The 16,656-nt window shown below is 71.8% G+C and carries 15 protein-coding genes and 1 pseudogene; 7 read left to right on the top strand and 9 right to left on the bottom strand.

Translation table 11 applies throughout. The annotated features are described in order from the left end of the window. Window positions 1-34 precede the first annotated feature (34 nt). Window positions 35-940 (top strand): LLM class flavin-dependent oxidoreductase, encoded by a 906-nt coding sequence (locus tag AB0I28_RS04230; RefSeq protein WP_357489220.1) that lies wholly within the window; start codon window positions 35-37, stop codon window positions 938-940. On the opposite strand, the gene AB0I28_RS04225 is transcribed toward AB0I28_RS04230, so the two are convergent. The 4 genes from AB0I28_RS04225 to AB0I28_RS04210 form a co-directional block, all read right to left on the bottom strand. Next, complete coding sequence (locus AB0I28_RS04225; RefSeq protein WP_357489219.1) at window positions 926-1,339, bottom strand: secondary thiamine-phosphate synthase enzyme YjbQ; 414 nt, start codon at window positions 1,337-1,339, stop codon at window positions 926-928. The two genes, AB0I28_RS04230 and AB0I28_RS04225, sit on opposite strands and share 15 nt — an antisense overlap. A gap of 12 nt (window positions 1,340-1,351) precedes the next feature. Then, window positions 1,352-2,143, bottom strand: a complete 792-nt coding sequence (locus AB0I28_RS04220; protein ID WP_357489218.1) for an alkaline phosphatase family protein — start codon at window positions 2,141-2,143, stop codon at window positions 1,352-1,354. Window positions 2,144-2,361: 218 nt separating this feature from the next. Then, window positions 2,362-3,456, bottom strand: a complete 1,095-nt coding sequence (locus AB0I28_RS04215; RefSeq protein ID WP_357489217.1) for a hypothetical protein — start codon at window positions 3,454-3,456, stop codon at window positions 2,362-2,364. Window positions 3,457-4,071: 615 nt separating this feature from the next. Then, the gene (locus tag AB0I28_RS04210) at window positions 4,072-4,836 is read right to left on the bottom strand and encodes a DUF6193 family natural product biosynthesis protein (RefSeq protein WP_357489216.1); all 765 of its coding nucleotides are present in this window, start codon (window positions 4,834-4,836) and stop codon (window positions 4,072-4,074) included. A 131-nt stretch (window positions 4,837-4,967) separates the two neighbouring features. On the opposite strand from AB0I28_RS04210, the gene AB0I28_RS04205 reads away from it, so the two are divergent. Both AB0I28_RS04205 and AB0I28_RS04200 read left to right on the top strand, forming a co-directional pair. After that, window positions 4,968-5,381, top strand: a complete 414-nt coding sequence (locus tag AB0I28_RS04205; RefSeq protein WP_357489215.1) for a hypothetical protein — start codon at window positions 4,968-4,970, stop codon at window positions 5,379-5,381. Beyond that, window positions 5,381-5,863: pseudogene (locus tag AB0I28_RS04200) on the top strand (GNAT family N-acetyltransferase); the annotation flags it as partial. The gene AB0I28_RS04205 and the pseudogene AB0I28_RS04200, both read left to right, overlap by 1 nt. A 111-nt stretch (window positions 5,864-5,974) precedes the next feature. Here AB0I28_RS04200 and AB0I28_RS04195 read toward each other — a convergent pair. Next, window positions 5,975-7,375: an MFS transporter gene (locus AB0I28_RS04195; protein WP_357489214.1), complete on the bottom strand. Its 1,401-nt coding sequence runs from the start codon at window positions 7,373-7,375 to the stop codon at window positions 5,975-5,977. A 439-nt stretch (window positions 7,376-7,814) separates the two neighbouring features. On the opposite strand from AB0I28_RS04195, the gene AB0I28_RS04190 reads away from it, so the two are divergent. The 3 genes from AB0I28_RS04190 (at window position 7,815) to AB0I28_RS04180 (ending at window position 12,182) form a co-directional block, all read left to right on the top strand. After that, window positions 7,815-8,642: a MerR family transcriptional regulator gene (locus tag AB0I28_RS04190; RefSeq protein WP_357489213.1), complete on the top strand. Its 828-nt coding sequence runs from the start codon at window positions 7,815-7,817 to the stop codon at window positions 8,640-8,642. A 76-nt stretch (window positions 8,643-8,718) separates the two neighbouring features. Then, window positions 8,719-10,446, top strand: a complete 1,728-nt coding sequence (locus AB0I28_RS04185) for an ABC transporter ATP-binding protein (RefSeq protein WP_357489212.1) — start codon at window positions 8,719-8,721, stop codon at window positions 10,444-10,446. Beyond that, on the top strand, window positions 10,443-12,182 hold the full coding sequence (locus AB0I28_RS04180) for an ABC transporter ATP-binding protein (protein WP_357489211.1): 1,740 nt from the start codon (window positions 10,443-10,445) through the stop codon (window positions 12,180-12,182). Before AB0I28_RS04185 ends, AB0I28_RS04180 begins: the two co-directional genes overlap by 4 nt. Before the next feature lie 7 nt (window positions 12,183-12,189). Here the strand turns inward: AB0I28_RS04180 and AB0I28_RS04175 are convergent, their stop codons facing one another. Both AB0I28_RS04175 and AB0I28_RS04170 read right to left on the bottom strand, forming a co-directional pair. Further along, entirely contained in the window at window positions 12,190-12,813 is a 624-nt protein-coding gene (locus AB0I28_RS04175) for a rhomboid family intramembrane serine protease (protein ID WP_357489210.1), read from the bottom strand. Between the two features lie 75 nt (window positions 12,814-12,888). Continuing rightward, window positions 12,889-13,293 carry an ankyrin repeat domain-containing protein gene (locus tag AB0I28_RS04170; RefSeq protein ID WP_357489209.1) on the bottom strand — a complete coding sequence of 135 codons (405 nt, stop codon included), beginning with the start codon at window positions 13,291-13,293 and terminating at the stop codon, window positions 12,889-12,891. 112 nt (window positions 13,294-13,405) lie between these two features. Here AB0I28_RS04170 and AB0I28_RS04165 point away from each other — a divergent pair, with 112 nt between their 5' ends. Next, a complete protein-coding gene (locus AB0I28_RS04165) occupies window positions 13,406-14,371 on the top strand; it encodes a tyrosine-type recombinase/integrase (protein WP_357489316.1) in 966 nt (321 codons plus the stop codon). Here AB0I28_RS04165 and AB0I28_RS04160 read toward each other — a convergent pair. Together AB0I28_RS04160 and AB0I28_RS04155 are read right to left on the bottom strand one after the other, a co-directional pair. Next, window positions 14,368-15,156 (bottom strand): aminoglycoside phosphotransferase family protein, encoded by a 789-nt coding sequence (locus AB0I28_RS04160; RefSeq protein ID WP_357489208.1) that lies wholly within the window; start codon window positions 15,154-15,156, stop codon window positions 14,368-14,370. The two genes, AB0I28_RS04165 and AB0I28_RS04160, sit on opposite strands and share 4 nt — an antisense overlap. Beyond that, a complete protein-coding gene (locus AB0I28_RS04155; RefSeq protein WP_357489207.1) occupies window positions 15,153-16,619 on the bottom strand; it encodes a M81 family metallopeptidase in 1,467 nt (488 codons plus the stop codon). The genes AB0I28_RS04160 and AB0I28_RS04155 overlap by 4 nt, the downstream gene beginning before the upstream one ends. Window positions 16,620-16,656: the final 37 nt, after the last annotated feature.

Raw genomic sequence — 16,656 nt, 5'->3', positions numbered from 1 at the left:
GAACTAACGTGAAACCGAATCGAAAGGAAGCCCCATGACCCGCGGCGCATTGTTCGGGATCGGCGTCTCGACGGCCGTGACCGAGGCCGAGACGACCATCGGGCATGTCGCCGAGGCCGACCGGCTCGGTCTCGACCTGTTCACCGTCTCCGACCACCCCTACTTCGCCGACCGCCTCGACGCCTACTCCATCGTCGGCTTCGCCCTGGGCGCCACCTCGCGCATCAGCGGCCTGGTCAGCGTCACCAACCTGCCCAGCCGCCCGGCGCCGATGCTGGCCCGCTCGGTGTCGTCCCTGTCGGCCTTGAGCGGCGGGCGCGTCGTGCTGGGCATGGGCGCCGGCGGACTGTGGGACGACATCGCACGCCTCGGCGTGGAGAAGCTGACACCGGGCGCGGCCGTGGCCGCCTTCGAAGAGGCCGTCACCCTCATCCGCGCGCTGACCGGCGGCGGGCGGCCGGTCACCTTCGACGGCGAGCACTACCGCGTCACCGACCTCGAACCCTCACCAGCGCCGACGCCGCCGATCTGGACCGGCTCGGTCGGGCCGAAGTCGCTGGCGGCCACCGGCAGGGTCGCCGACGGGTGGATCCCCGGGCACGCCGCCGACTGGCTCAGCTCCCGTTATCACCAGTCGCGTCCGGTCATCGACGCCGCCGCCGTCGCCGCCGGGCGCGTCCCCGGCGACATCGCCACCGTCTACAACATGCCCGGTGAGATCACCGCCAAGCCGCGGGCGCGGACCAGGGGCGACGACGGGCGCTGGATCGGCGGCTCGGCCGGACAGTGGGCCGAGGAGCTCACCGGCGCTGTCGTCGAGCACGGCGCGGCGGGGTTCGTGTACTTCCCCGCCGGGGCGACCCCGCCCGGCACGGCCCTGGCGCGCTGGGCGGGCGAGGTCGTGCCCGCCGTGCGCGAAGCGCTCTCAGCCCAGAAATGACAGCCGGACAGTGCGCTGGGGGTTGTCGCCGTTGGTGTCGACGAGCACCACCGACTGCCAGGTCCCCAGCGCGATGCGCCCGGCGACCACCGGCAGGGTCGCGTGCGGGGAGATGAAGGCCGGCACGACGTGGTCGCGGCCGTGGCCGGGACTGCCGTGGCGGTGGCGCCAGCGGTCGTCGGTGGGCAGCAGGTCCTCCAGGGCGGTCAGGAGGTCGTCGTCGCTGTGCGCGCCGGTCTCCATGATCGCCACGCCCGCCGTGGCGTGCGGGACGAAGATGTTGAGCAGCCCGTCGCGCCCGGGTGCCTTGTCGTTGAGGAAGGCGGCGCACTCGACGGTGATGTCGTGGGCGACCGGTGACGTGCCCGTGGTGACGCCGATGGTGATGGTGGTGAACATGCGCCCCTCCGGTCAGCCAGGTCGAGCCACGCCGAGGGCCGACAGTACCAAAACGGGGATGTCGGCGTGCTCGTAAACGCCGTTGCCGCGCAGACCGGGTCCGCGGCCGGCGATCCACGCGGTGCGCTCCAGGTCGGAATCGCCACCGTGCCCGCCGCCGTCGACGTGCCCGTGATCGGTGACCGCCAGGACCGTCCAGGTCTCCTCGGCGTAGTGCGCACGCCCCTCGATCGCGGCCAGGACCTGCCCGACGCGCGCGTCGGTCTCCTCGATCTGGGCGTCGTACTCCGGGCCGGTCCCGACATGGTGGCCGACCTCGTCGACGGCGCCGAAGTAGACGAAGGCGACGTCGACGTCGGTGCCGGCCAGGACCTCGCAGGCGTGGTCGGCGGCGGCCTGGTCGGTGAACGGGTCACCACCGGCGGGCTCACCGGGACGCGGGTCGGGCACGAAGGACAGCTCGGGGCGAAAGATCGGGCCACCGGAGTCGCCGGTCAGCAGCGGCGGCCAGGCCGCCACGGCGTAGGAGGTCAGCCCGGCGGCGGTCGCCCGGGCCAGGAAGCACGGGTGGGACGCCAGGCGGTGACCGCTCAGGTCGTTGCCGAGGATGCCGTGCTCGTCGGCGTGGACGCCGGTGGCGATCGTCGCCCAGCACGGCCCCGAGATGGTCGGATTGACGTCGCGGATGCGGGTGGGCGCCAAGAACCCGGCCGCGGCGATCGCATCGAGGTGCGGGGTCTTCGCCGACCGCAGCCGATCGAAGCGAATACCGTCGAGTCCGAACACGAGTACCCGTGCGTTCATGCTTGCTCCCGGGGGATGAGGCGTGGCGCGAACGATCTTCGCACGACCGGCGGGCATGGTCCAGACCACTTTCGTCGACGTCGAGCGCGGCCATCGCACCCCCGACGAGCTGAACGCGCTTCGCTGACTGTCGCCGGTGGAGATGGTGCGCCTGCCCGAAACCACCTGACCCCGGCGGCCGCCGCGCGTCGGAACACACGGCGGCCGCCCATGGATCACTACTTGCCGTCGTCGCCGGCGGCCTCCAGCGCCGCCGTCGCGGCACGCTCGCGCAACTCGGCGGTCACCGCGCGCTCCAGCAGGGCCGCGGCCTCCACCTTGGCGACCTCAAGACGCTCACGGTGATCGTCGAGACGGTCTTCGAGCTGCTGCGCCCGGCGCAGATGCCCGGCGACCTCGGTCCGCGCACGGCCCGCCTCGGCCTCGGCCTCGGCGACACGCGCATCGGCGGCAGAGCGCGCCGCGTCCAGCTCACGCTGATGAGCCGCGCGCGACTCCTCTGCCTCATGCTGTCGGGACTCCTCGGCTTCGGCGAGCGCGGTGCGCGCGCGTTCGGCGTCCTGCCGGGCGGCGGCGGCCTGGCCGACGGCCTCGTCGGCGCGGGTCGCCGCGCGCTCGGCGGCGGTGGCGGCCATGTCGCGTTCGGTCTGCGCGGCGACGACCGCTCGTGCGGCGGCGGCACGGGCGGTCTCGGCCAGGTCGGCGGCGCTGACGGCCTCGTCGCGCTCGCGGGCCGCCACGGCGGCCAGTTCCCGGTCACGTGCTGCGGCCGTCTCGGCCTCGGCGGCGCGAGCTTCGGCCAGTTCGGCCTGCTGTTCGGCGGCCTCGCGTTCGGACGTGGCGCGTTGAGCCTGGTCGGCGGCGGTGCCGGCGGCGCTGCGAGCCGCGTCGAGTTCGGCGCGCAGGGTGGATAGTTCCTCGGCGTGTTCTCTGGCCAGTCGGGTGGCCTCGGCCTGGGCGTCGCGCAGGCGCCGGAAGGCGTCTTCGCGGTCGGTCTTGGCGGTGGCGACCTGCGCGGCCGCCTCAGCGGTGACCGCGCTGATCTTGGCCTCGACCCCGGCGGGGCTCATCTCGTCGGCCAGAACGCGGGCGAGGGGCTCGATCGCCTGCGCCAGGCCGGATTCCATGCGGTCGTAGAGGTCCTCGGCCCGTGCGAGGGCACCCTCTAGCCCGGGTGCGGCCCGCCGAAGATCCCGGTCACGTTTCGCCGCGCCCTGGCAGGTGCCTTCGGGGCAGTACTGCCGGGGACGCCCGCGGCCGGCGCGCTGCGGGACGATCGCGCCGCAGTGCTTGCAGAGAATGTCGGTTTTCACCGGCTCAGCCTAGCAGAATTATTGAATTACTGGAAAAGCTAAATCAAAAATACTTAATGGGCGTGTCGGGGTTCTGGTGTGTAACTCACGGGAATGAAGATTCCCGCAAGTAATAGTGGAGGGATCGACCGACCGCAGCCCTGGAGAAGCGATCAGGGAGCGAGAGGCCGAAGAAAGAACCGGCCGGCCGGGCCGCGACCCCACGAGGAGCCGCGGCCCCGGGAAGCGCGGTCACGAAAAAGACCCCGACTGGAAGGCGACGGAACTTCGGCCGACCCGGTCGCCGGCGGCACCCGGAAACCGTTCGGAACCGTGCTCGGCCCATACCGCGAGCCGCGGTGGACCACTTTCGAGCCTCTATGGCGATCTGAGAGCGTTTAGCCTGGTCAAGCCGGTTGTGAAGCCACGATTCTCGGAGGCCGACCGTGTGACTGTGGAAAGGCAGCGATTATGGCAGTGGCGCACCCGAGTTGGCAGTGGATGTTGCAGCGCGGCCGTCGTCCGTGGCAGTGCCCAGTCAGCTGTCCGGTCCTGTTTCATCCGGCGAGGTCCCAGCTAACCCGGCGCATCCGTCGGTGTGTCTCAGCAAGTTGGCGCAGAGAATGCGGTGTGGGGTCAGGCGTGATCTTCGGGATAGGGGTATGGGCCTTCAATGGCTGGCCCGATGTGGTCGGGGATCATGGCGACGGCCAATGCGACGGCTTCTTCAGGGCTGGCGGTCTCCGCCAGGACCGGACCTCTCCAGGACGCCTTCAGCCGGTAGGGCCCTTTCCCGCGTGGTGCGGTCAGGGCGACCATGCCCGGGGAGAACGGGTAACCGGTCGTGGTGGAGAAGTGCAGCGTCCACATGCTCGTATACGGGTAGAGCTGCCGCAGTGTGGGTGCGGCGTGCGCAGCCTCGATCAAGGCACGGTGCTGAGGCCACTCGTCGGTGCCGGCCTCTCGCATTAGCATCGACTCCCATTGGACGTCGACCACCGCTGCCGGACCGCCGTGTTCGGCGGCTTCACCGCGGCGGGTCACCTTCACGAACGGCAGGGCCTGCCGGATCTCGGTCAGCGGCGTCCCGGCCCGCCACTCGTGCGCTACTCGTGCGACCTGGACGAGGTCGTCGGTCCAGCCGCCGCTGATCAGGCTGATGCCCATTCCCCAGCCGGTGGGGCACCAGATTCGTTTCAGCGCGGCGGCGCCGATGCCGAGTGCTTCTCGCCGGGGTGTGGTGCTTTCGACGGTGGCGTCGCTGATCGGGCTGCGCTCGTTCGCCCGCACATCGCCCAGCTCCAGACCGTGCTCGGCGGCGATCTTCCGCAGTGCGGCCGCAAGGCTTCCCAGCGCCGCGACATCGGGAAAGAGCTCGGCCGGATCCGGGTATGTGGTCATGGCAAGAAGTCTGCGATCCCAGCAGACGATGCGCCAACTAAAACGAGCCGCAACCGCCACCCCGGTGTCTGGCGAACCTGGCGCACCGCAGGTCAGAGTCTTGCCCCGCGGCCGGCCTATAGCCTCTGGCAGTGCCCACTTACCCCAGGCGCTACGGCCTGCTCCACATCCTCGCGCCAGGCGAGATGCACCCGGATGTGCCCGCCGAGTACTTCCTCGCCGCCGAAGCGCTCGGTCCCCGCTATCGGCCCTCGCTCATCGAGCTTCGGAGTCGAACCAAGAGCCATCCAATGATGGCGGTGTGGCCCGACCCGGCACTGACGCTCACCGGAGACCTTGCCGAGCTTGACGGCCTGGTCCTCGCGATGGTGACCCGGCAGGTCTGCTTTGAGTGCACCACCTGGTTCACCGTCGTGTACCCCGACAACAGCCTCGAACGGGGCGACGTTGCCCGCAAGACGCACTGCCCCGCCTGCGGCGCCCACGCCGACTCCGCACGACTGCACGTCTTGGACGTACTTCCGGGCTCGGTCGGCTCGATGTAATGTTTGCGGCGCTTGACCAGGTCTCGAAGGCCTCCGCGCTAAACCGGTCGACACTGACGCCCGCTCCGCCGCAAGATCACCCTGTGCGCCTCAACATCCGCCCCGCCACTCTGGTGGATTCCCTCCGCCTCCAGGCGCTTCAGCTCCTCGCGGGTGCGGCGTTCCGCACCGTCGGCATGTCCGAGATCGCCGACAACGCGCCGACCAGCGTCGCCGCCTTCGGCGACTACGCCGCCGCCGGCCGCTCGTGGGTCGCGGAGGAAGGCGACACCGTCGTCGCGTTCGTCCTGGTCGACGACCTCACGACCGCCGCGCACATCGAGCAGGTCAGCGTCGACCCCGCCCACGCCGGCCGGGGCATCGGAGCAGGCCTTCTCGACCATGTCCAGGTCTGGGCGACGGCGAGAGGCCACACCGCTCTCACGCTCACCACCTTCCGCGAGGTCCCGTGGAACGCCCCCTACTACGCCCGCCTGGGCTTCACCGAGATCACCGCCGACGACCCTGAAGCCCTCGCCCTGGCCAGGATCCTCGCCGATGAGGCCGTCTTCCTCGACCCGGCGACCCGCGTCGCGATGCGCCGCCCGGTCACCTCACGCCCCCGCCCTGTCCGCCCGCTTGGGCAGGCAGAACATCAGGCCCCACATCAACCCGAGGATCCCGCCCGCCCACCACAGCACGCCGACGAACGCCTCACGGTTGAGTCCGGCGTCGGCTGAGCCGCCGGTGACCGCGAAGAACACCACGGCGGTCAACGCGGTGCCCAGCGCGATGCCCAGGTGAATGGCGGTGTTGAACAAGCCCGAGGCCGAGCCGGCGTCCTCGTGGGAGACCCTGGCCAGCGACAGGTCGGCGAGCGGACCGGCGACCATGCCCAGGCCGAAGCCGATCAGGACCACCGGAGCCGTCATCGCCGGCAGCGACAGATCGGCCCGGTGCATGCCGACCTGGAGCCCGTAGGCGACCATCGCGGCGGTCGCGACGAGAACTCCGGCCTGCGGCAGACGGCGGGCGAAACGTCCGGCGGACTTCGCCGCGACCGTCGCGCCGCCCAGCTCCCCCACGGAGAGCAGCACGAAGGCCACGGCCGCCTCAAGCGGGCTCAGGCCCAGCCCGCGCTGCAGGTACAGCGTCCAGGTCATGAAGAACAGGCCGCACAACAGGCCGTGCAGCAGGTCCGCGGCCATGCCTCCGGAGAACTGCCTGACCCGAAAGAGGGACAAGGTCACCAGCGGGGCTTTGCCCTGCCTGCGCCGCTGCTGGCGCAGGAAGACACCGAGAACAAGGACCCCGGCGGCGAGCAGGGCGAAGCACCACAGCGGCCATCCGTGGGCATGGCCTTCGGTGAGCGGGAAGAGGATCAGCACGATGGCCAGGCCGGACAGCAGCATGCCGACCAGGTCGAGCCGGTCGGCCTCGCGGACGGCCGACTCGGGGATGAACCTGCGTCCCAGCAGAAGTACGGCGAGGCCGACGGGCACGTTGACCAGGAAGACCGGCCGCCAGGACAGCCCGAACAGGTCGGCCTGGGTGAGCACGCCGCCCAGGACCGGGCCCAGGACGTTGGCGATGGCCAGAACGGCCCCGTACAGGCCGAATGCCTTGCTGCGGTTCTGTCCTTCGAAGGTGACGTGCATGGTCGCCAGGACCTGCGGGATCATCAGGGCCACACCGACGCCTTGAACCAGGCGGGCGCCGATCAGCACCCCTGGGCCGGTGGCCAGGCCGCACAGTAGCGAGGCGGTGGTGAACACGACGGTGCCGATGAGCAGGATCCTGCGGCGGCCGTAGATGTCGCCGAGGCGCCCCCCGCTGATCAGCCCGACGGCGACGGGCAGTGAATAGGCGGTGGTCAGCCACTGCACCGCGACCGGTCCGGCACCGGTCGATTCCTGGATCGCCGGCAGGGCGGTCAAGACGACCGACTGGTCGAGCATGTTCATCAGCTCGGCGGTCAGCAGTACCAAGAGGGCGATCCGGGCCGCCAGGGCCATTTTCGAAGGGTGAGCTGCCGGTGGGACGGTGGGCTGCGGCTCGTTGCCGAGCGCGGAAGAAGACACGACAGGAACTCCTGATCCAAAGGAACCGGGAAAGCCCTGCCGACAGTCGCATCGGGGCCGCAGAACACGGCAAACCCGGGGCAGACGACAGAGCCGCACCCGGGAAAGCTACGAAAGGTGAGGCAACTCAGGCCAACGCGACGTCCGCCCCCGGACACGTGCGACAACTCAGCACGCGGGGAACACGGACGACTACCCGGCCTGGGAGATAGGACGTCACCTCGACATCGACGCAGACGGAACAAGAGCCGGTCACTGCCACCGGCACAGGAACTCGTCCACGATACGACACTCCCGGGTCCGGCCGCACCCCCGGGAAGTCGCATCGCGGGTGTCTCCGCTGGGAGTCACTCCGGTCGGCGACACTGGTGTGATGACCAGCGACGCCGACCGCTCCACGCCGGACCCCGACGACACCGACGGCCTCACCGTCGGCCGGGCCGCGAAGCTGGTCGGTGTGAGCGTCCGCACGCTGCATCACTGGGACGCCGTGGGACTCGTGCGGCCCAGCGGCCGCACCTGGGCCGGACACCGCGTCTACTCCGGCGACGACGTGGCCCGCGTCCACCGGGTACTGGTCTACCGGGAGCTGGGGTTCCCGCTGGCCCAGATCACCCGGATCCTCGACGACCCCGCCACCGACGCAGGCGCTCACCTGCGCAGGCAGCGCGGCGAGCTCGTCGAGCGGATCGAGCGCCTGCGCCGGATGGTCGGCGCGGTCGACCGGATGCTGGAGGCGTCGACGACGGGAATGCGGCTGAGTCCTCGGCAGCAGGTCGAGATCTTCGGCGACGACTGGCGGCCGGAGTGGGTGGACGAGGCCGAGCAGCGCTGGGGGCGCACGGCCCAGTGGGCGCAGTACTCGCAGCGGGCCGCCGAGCTGTCGCCCGCGGACTGGGAGAAGGTCGCCGCCCAGACCGACGCGCTGAACGCCGACCTCGCCGCGGCGATGCGTTCGGGCGTCGCGCCGGGTTCGGCGGAGGCGAACGCCCTCGCCGAACGGCACCGCGCGATGATGTCGACGTACTTCGACTGCACCCACGCGATGCAGGCGTGCCTCGGCCGGATGTTCGTCGAGGACCCCGGCTTCGCGGCGAACTACGACAAGGTCGCCGCCGGCCTGGCGCCGTGGCTGCGCGACGTGGTGTTCGCCAACGCCGCCGCCCACGGCGTCGACCCCGAAACGGCCACGTGGGAGTGACGCCCGCGTCACGTCCCCGGCGTCGCGACGCCGGGGCGAAGATCACGAAAGACGTTCAGGTAGCGTCGCTCGCATCATGCCGATCATGCCCCTCGCCGACCCGGGGACCCCCGACGCCCGCGGACCCGGCCGCTACCTCTGGTGGCTCGTCGTCCGACAGCCCCTGCGCGTCCTGCGCGGCTCCTTCTTCGGCACCGTCTGGATGGTCGGCCTCACCCTCCCGCCCTATCTGACCTCCCGCGCCATCGACGACGGCCTGCGCGCCCGCGACACCACCGCCCTGCTGTGGTGGACCGCCGCCATCGTCGCCGTCGGCGCCGCCAACGCCCTGCTCGGCATGATGCGCCACCGCACGATGACCTTCATCCGCCTCGACGCGTCCTTCCGCACCGTCCAGGTCGTCGTCCGCCACGCCACCCGCCTCGGCGCCGCACTCCCCCGCCGCATGTCCACCGGCGAGGTCATCGCCGTCGGCTCCACCGACGTCAACCGCATCGCCCAGGTCCTCACCTTCGTCGGACCCGGGGTCGGCTCGATCATCGCCTACGTCGTGGTTGCGGTCCTGCTCCTCAACGTCTCGGGGCTGCTCGCCGCGATCGTCCTCATCGGCGTCCCCGCCATGGTCCTGCTCGTCAGCCCGCTCCTGCGCCGCCTCCAGCGCGTCGAGACCGAGTACCGCGAACAGCAGGGCATCCTCACCGCCCTGGCCGGCGACGTCGTGTCCGGCCTGCGCGTCCTCGGCGGCATCGGCGGCAAGGAACTCTTCTCCACCCGCTACCGGCAGCGCTCGGCCGCCCTGCGCGACGAGGGCTACCGCGTCGGCGCCGTCGCCAGCTGGATCCAGGCCTGTGCCGTGGGTGCCCCCGCCCTCTTCCTGGCCGCCGTCATCTGGCTCGGCGCCCGCACCGCCGCGGCCGGCGACATCACCGTCGGCGAGCTCGTCGCCGTCTACGGATACGTCGCCATGCTCACCACGCCGGTCTACTTCTTCATCGAGACCGCCTACGACTTCACCCGCGGCCTGGTCGCCGCCCGGCGCGTCACCAACATCCTCGACATCGAACCCGACGTCACCGAGGCCCCAGCGTCCACACCCGCGCCGACCGGGCCCGCCGACCTTCACGACCCCGCCACCGGCCTGACCGTCCCCGCCGGCGTCCTCACCGTCATCGCCGCCGCCGAACCCGCCGAGGCGCTCGCGCTGGCCGACCGCCTCGCCCGCCTCACCGACTCCGAGGCCACCTGGGGCGGCGCGCCGCTGGCCTCGATGCCGCTCGACGAGCTGCGCCGCCGCGTCGTCGTCGCCGACAACGACGCCTACCTGTTCGCCGGATCGGTGCGCGACACCCTCACCCCACCAGGCGACCACGATGAGGAGAGCGTCGCCGAGGCCGTGCACACCGCCGTTGCCGACGACGTCGTCGAAGCGCTTCCCGACGGCCTCGACACGCACGTCGGCAACCAGGTCCGCACCCTCTCCGGCGGTCAGCGGCAGCGCCTGCGCCTGGCCAGGGCCGTCCTCACCCGCGCCGACGTGCTCATCCTCATCGAGCCCACCTCCGCCGTCGACAGCCACACCGAGTCGGTCATCGCCGACCGCCTGCGCGACACCCGCGCCGGGCTGACGACCATCGTGGTCAGCACCTCCCCGCTGTTCCTGGCCGCCGCCGACCTCGTCGCCCACCTCCACGACGGCACCGCCGACACCGGCGACCACGAGACGCTCCTGCGCACCGCCCCCGCCTATCACGCCCTCGTCGACCGGCGCACCGGCGACGACCAGCCCGCCGAGGCGAGCCGATGACCACCGCACGCCTTCCCGTCGCCGACCGCCGCGACGTCCGCAGCGCCACCTGGCGGCTGCTGACCGACGACCGCCGCGCCATGATCACCGTCCTGGTGCTCTACTGCGCCTCGGCCGCCGCCGGACTGGCCGGGCCCTGGATCGTCGGCCGCATCATCGACCAGGTCGAGTCCGGCACCACCACCACGACCGTCGACGCCCTGGCCGCCACCGCCTGCGCCTTCGTCCTCGCCCAGGTCCTGCTCACCCGCTTCGCCCGCTACGCCGGGCACCGCTTCGGCGAGCGGGCCCTGGCCCGCCTGCGTGAACGCTTCCTCGACAGCGCCCTCGACCTGCCGATGTCCACCGTCGAGCACGCCGGTACCGGCGACCTGATGACCCGCGCGTCGTCGGATGTGGCCACCGTCGGCAACAGCGCACGCGACGCCCTGCCCGAGATCTTCCTCGGCTTCGTCCAGATGACCTTCATGATCGGCGCGATCTTCTTCCTCGACCCCGTGCTGGGGCTGTGCGCGCTGATCTCCATGCCCGCGTTGGCCCTGGTCACGCGCTGGTACCTGCGCCGCGCCCGCGACGCCTACCTCGCCGAAGGCGCCGCCAACACCGAACTGGCCGAAGATCTCGCCGCAACCGCCGAAGGTGCCCGCACCGTCGAGGTGCTGCGCATGCGCGCCGACCGCATCGGCGGCAACGACGCCCACATCGGCGCCGCTTTCGCCACTCGCGTGCGCACCCTGGCCTTGCGCAGCGTCCTGTTCCCCAGCATCGACATCGCCCACACTCTCCCCGTGGCCGCGACCCTGCTGGTGGGCGGCGCCTTCTACCTCAACGACCAGGTCACCCTCGGCACCGTCGCGGCGGCCACCCTCTATCTGTGGCAGCTGGTCGACCCGATCAACACGATCCTGATCTGGATCGAGAACCTGCAAAGCGGCAGCGCGGCCTTCGCGCGCATCGAAGGCGTCGGCAAGGCACCCGCGGCCCCGGCTCCCTCCGGCCGCACCCCCGACGGTGACCGGCTCGACATCACCGACGTCGGCTACGCCTACCTTCCCGGCCACGACGTCCTGCGCGGGGTGACCTTGTCGGTCCGTCCCGGCGAGCGCCTGGCCATCGTGGGTCCCTCGGGCGCGGGCAAGTCCACTCTCGGGCGGCTACTGGCCGGCATCGACGCGCCCGGCACCGGCCGCGTCACCATCGGCGGCGTCGACGTCACCGACCTCGACCCCGCCGAGCTGCGCAGGCGCGTCGCCCTGGTCACCCAGGAGCACCACGTCTTCCTCGGGACCCTCCGCGACAACCTCGCCCTGGCCGCCCCCGACGCCGACGACCGTCGCATGTTCGACGCGCTCGAAGCCGTGGGCGCGACCTGGGCCGAGGCGCTTCCCGGCGGTCTCGACACGATGCTCGGCGCCGGTGGCATGCGGCCCGACGCGTCCCAGTCGCAGCAGCTGGCCCTCGCGCGGCTCGTCCTCGCCGACCCGCACACCCTCATCCTCGACGAGGCGACCTCGATGCTCGACCCGCGAGCGGCCCGCGACGCCGAACGGTCCCTGGCCGCCGTCCTCGAAGGCCGCACCGTCATCGCCATCGCCCACCGGCTCCACACCGCCCACGACGCCGACCGTGTCGCGGTCATGGAGAACGGGGTGGTCACCGAGCTGGGCAGCCACGACGAGCTCGCCGCCGCCGGCGGTACCTACGCCGCGCTGTGGCGCTCCTGGCACGGCGGCTGAACGCCGGTCAGCTCATGTTGACGGGCGCCTTGCGCGGCCCGCGCAGCACCCACGCCGCCAGGACCCCGCCGACCAGCCCGAACAGGTGCGCCTGCCAGGAGATGCCGGCCTGGCCGGGCAGCACTCCCCACACGATCGACCCGTACACGAACAGCACCACCGCCGCCACGGCGATGTCGAGCAGGCGCCGGTCGAACAACCCGCGCCCGAGGACGTAGCCGAAGTACCCGAACACCACGCCGCTGGCGCCGACCGTCACCGTCAACGGCGGGCTCGTCAGCCACACGCCGATCCCGCTGACCAGCACGATGATGACCGTGGCGAGCACGAAACGGCCGGGCCCGCGCAGGGCCGCCAGGAAACCCAGCACCAGCAGCGGCACCGTGTTGGCGGCCAGGTGGTCGAAGCCGGCGTGCAGGAACGGTGCCAGCGCGATCCCGGGGAGTCCGTCGACGTCGCGCGGGACGATGCCGAGAGAGTCCATGTCGCCGGGCAGGACGTAGTCGACGCCTTCGAGGACCCACAGCAGGGCTGTGGCCGCCAGCAGGCCCACGATCCCCGACAACGTCCCGGAAGGCAGCCGCCTGCGCGGCCCTGAATCCGGGATCACCGGCGGGGGTAGGTCAGTCATGTCCCCTACGGTAGACACTCCCGACCACCGGGCCCCACCCGAGGAAGTGCCCGTGACGCAGGCACCCGCCGCCTGTCAGGATGAGGGCCGAAACCAGGCGAGGAACTTCGCCTGCTCGAACATCCGCGCCGTCTCGGTGGCCGAAGGGACCCCGATCTCGGGATCGGCGCCCCCGTCGAGGAGAGTCCGCACCACCTCGGCCTCGGCCTTGAACACCGCCCCCGCCAGCGGGCTCTGCCCGCGCCCGTTGAGGACATTGGGATCGGCGCCGTGCTCCAGGAGCATCCGCACCGCCGAAACGTGACCGTGATAGGCCGCCAGCATCAGCAGCGTGTCGCCCTTCCCGTCGGCGAGATCGGCCGAGACCCCGGAGTCGACGTAGGCCGCCAGCCGCGCGGTGTCGCCGGTGCGGGCCATGTCGAACACCGCACCGGCCCGCTCGGCGAGTTCGGGATCACGCGACGCCTGCGAATCTGCCATCACCCGATCCTGTCAGAGCCGCACGGCCCGGCGGGCCGCGTCGGCGACAGCCGGACCCGTGTGTCCGAGCACGCCAGGCAGCCGCTGGCCTAGGCTTGGGCGCGTGTCGTCCATGATGGAGCTACCCCGGCAGCGTGACGCGGCGGTCGGCGCCGACCCCTATACGACCTATCTGGACAGCCTCGACAGCGCCGAGTCGCGCCGCTCGATGCGCGGCTGCCTCGACCGCGTAGCACGGCTGATGACCGGCCAGGACGAGGACACCGGCGCCGGACAGCCCTGGCACCTGCTGCGCTACGAGCACACCACCCGCATCCGCACCATCCTGTGCGAACAGGGCTGGGCCGCCGCCTACGTCAACAAGCACCTCGTCGCCCTGCGCCGCGTCCTCAAGGAAGCCTGGCGACTGGGCCTGATGACCGCCGAGGACTACCAGCGCGCCGCCGACCTGCCCACCGTCGAACAGCACCGCCTCCCTCACGGGCAGCACGTCCCCGGCGAAGTGCTCGGCGCCGCCCTGGCCGTCTGCGACGCCGACGAGTCGCCCGCGGGGCGCCGCGACGCCGCGATCCTGGCCGTCCTCTACTCGACCGGATGCCGCCGCGCGGAACTCGCCGCGCTCGCCCTGGGCGACTACGACGGCGCCGGCCGCTCCTTCCAGGTCACCGGCAAGCGCAACAAACAGCGCCTGGTCTACCTGACCTCGCAGGCCGTGGCACGCCTCGAAGCGTGGCTCGCCGTTCGGGGGAAGGCCCCCGGCGCCTTGTTCGGGCCGATCAGCAAAGGCGGGAAGCTGCGTCTGCGCGATGGCGCCGTCGCGGCGATGTCGGGTCAGGCCGTCGCCGACATCCTCACCCGCCGCCTCGCGCAGGCCGAGGCGCCCGCGCGCAGCCCGCACGACTTCCGCCGCACCTTCATCGGCGAGCTCCTCGACGCCGGTGTCGACCTGGCCACCGCGCAGGGCCTGGTCGGGCACGCCTCACCGGCCACGACCGCCCGCTACGACCGGCGCCCGGAGCGGCAGCGCCGCGCGGCGGTGGACCGCCTGACGCTGCCCGAGGCCAAGCCGCTGCGCTAAGGCTTGTCCGGGGCGAGCAGCGCAGCGGTGAGGACCGGGGCGACCGCGCCGATGTAGTCGATGTCGCCGAGGTAGAGCCGGTCGTGGCCTTGCTCGATGTGCGAGGCGAAGGCGGCGTCACCGTCGGCGGCGCGCCCGCGCATGAACGCCACCATGGTCTCCAGCCGCGCCACGACCGCCGCGGCGAGGACCTCGCGGTCACCGGCGGACAGGCCGTAGGCGTCGGCGAAGACCCGCAGCCTGCGGGCCTGCTCGCCGGTTTCGGCGCTTCCCTCGGGCCCGCCGGGGTCGGTCAGGGGCACGAACCGGTAGGCGGCGTAGGCGAAGTCCCACACGCGCGGCCCGGGGTGGGCGGTGTCGAAGTCGATGAACGCCACCGGCCGCTCGGCGACGTAGACGCAGTTGTAGGGCGCGAGGTCGCCGTGGCAGATGACCTCGGCCGGTTCGCGCGGAGGGAGCATCCACACCGCTCCGGGCGCAGTGCTGAACCCTTCGGTGGCGTCGTGCAGATCCCGGATGAGCCGCGCGGCCGCGGTCAGGCCCGCATCGGCGACGACGTAGCCGGGCAGGGGGTAATGGGCGACTTCCCCGGGCATGAAGTCGAGGATCTCGCGGCCCTCGTCGTCGAACCCGTGCGCCCGTGGCGCACCCGGGTAGCCCTTCCCGGCCAGGTGGCCGAGGAGGGCGTGCACCGCAGGCGTGTGCGGCCCGGCGGGACGGCGCACGGTCGCGCCGATGCGCACCACCTCGTTGACGCCGCCCCCGGCGAGCCGCTCACCGTTCATGACGACAGCACCACCGGCGTGAAGTCGGGGTCGGTCATGGTCTCGTCGAGCGGGAAGATCGGGCGCTCCACGCCCACGTGACCCAGGCGCACGATGTCCTGGTCGACACCGCCGGGCGTCAGGCCGAGGATCCAGCCCTTCGCCGCGTCGAACAGGTCGGGCACCAGGTAGCCGATCTTGACGACGGTCACGTCGACGCCCGAGGGGTCGAGGCCGAGCGCGGTGAAGTCGGAGATGTAGTGGTAGGGCTTGCGGCGCGCGGTGAGCACGGCGTGCACCCCGCCGCTGGTGACCACGACGATGTCACCGCCGGTCGGGTCGTCGCGCAGGATCGAGGTGACCTCGCCCGACAGGGCCACGCTCGCCCCGCCGTCGTAGCCGAGCTCGCCGCCGACGCGGACGTCGACGCGGGCGCCGAGGCCGGCCTCGACGCAGGTCGCCACGGCGGCCGGGGCCACGCAGGAGGCCCACACGGCGGTGGCCTCGCCCGAGGCGAGCGCGGGGTGGGCGAGCAGGCGGGTGAGGGTGTGGGGGACGTCGCCGGAGCCGCCGGCGGTGGGGTTGTCGCCGGAGTCGGAGATGAAGAAGGGGCGTTCGTTGGCGGCGAGGGCGGCGCTGATGGCGCTGTCGGCGTCGGCGGAGGTGGTGGAGAAGGCGAAGTCGCCGCGGGCGGCCCACCACGCGGCGGCGAGTTCTTCGGCCTTGGCGGCGATGAGGTCGGTGTCGGTGCCGGAGACGACCACGGCGGCGCGGCAGCGGGGTTCGTCGGCCCAGGCGTACCCGATCCAGATGGCGGCGTCGATGACGCCGTCGAGGGCTTCGATGGCCGGAAGGCGGCCGTAGAGGCCCTTGGCGGGTTCGTCGCGGGTGCAGGCCTTCTCGCCGGGGAGCAGGACGGGGACGGTGACCCACGCGCGCTGCGGGCGGACGCCGTCGTCGAGGCAGGCGACGAGTTTGTCCTGGGCGCGCTGGATGGTCAGCGGCGAGTCCTCGTGCGGCGACATGCGGTGGGAGGTGAGCAGGTCGACGTTGTCGACGAGCCGGCGTGAGACGTTGCCGTGGGGGTCCATCGAGGCTGAGACCAGCACGCCGGCGCCGATGACGTCGCGGACGGCTTTGGCGAGGTGGCCTTCGGCGTCGGGGACGTTCTCGACGCTCATGGCGCCGTGGATGTCGAGGTAGACGCCGTCCAGGGGGGCCTCGGCATGGGCGGCGGTGAGACCGTCGATGAGCTCGGCGGTGGTCTCACGGAAGAAGTCGGCCGTGACCGCGCCGCCGGGAAGCGCTCGCGCGTGCACGAGGGGGACCCATTCGACGTGCTCGGCGAGGGCCGAGTAGCGGGCGAGCAGTTCGGCGCCGCGGGTGACGGTGAAGTCGTCGTGGCCCGCGCGGTGCGGTGAGAAGGTCGAGGACTCGATGTGGATTCCGCCTACGGCGATGCGCCAACGCTTAGGGGTGATCATGGCTTCGGACCTTACCCCGGTGATGGCCGCGAGGGAA

It is taken from the genome of Phytomonospora sp. NPDC050363 (assembly GCF_040655735.1).
Lineage (GTDB): Bacteria > Actinomycetota > Actinomycetes > Mycobacteriales > Micromonosporaceae > Phytomonospora.
This window is presented reverse-complemented; position numbering and strand designations above follow the sequence as displayed.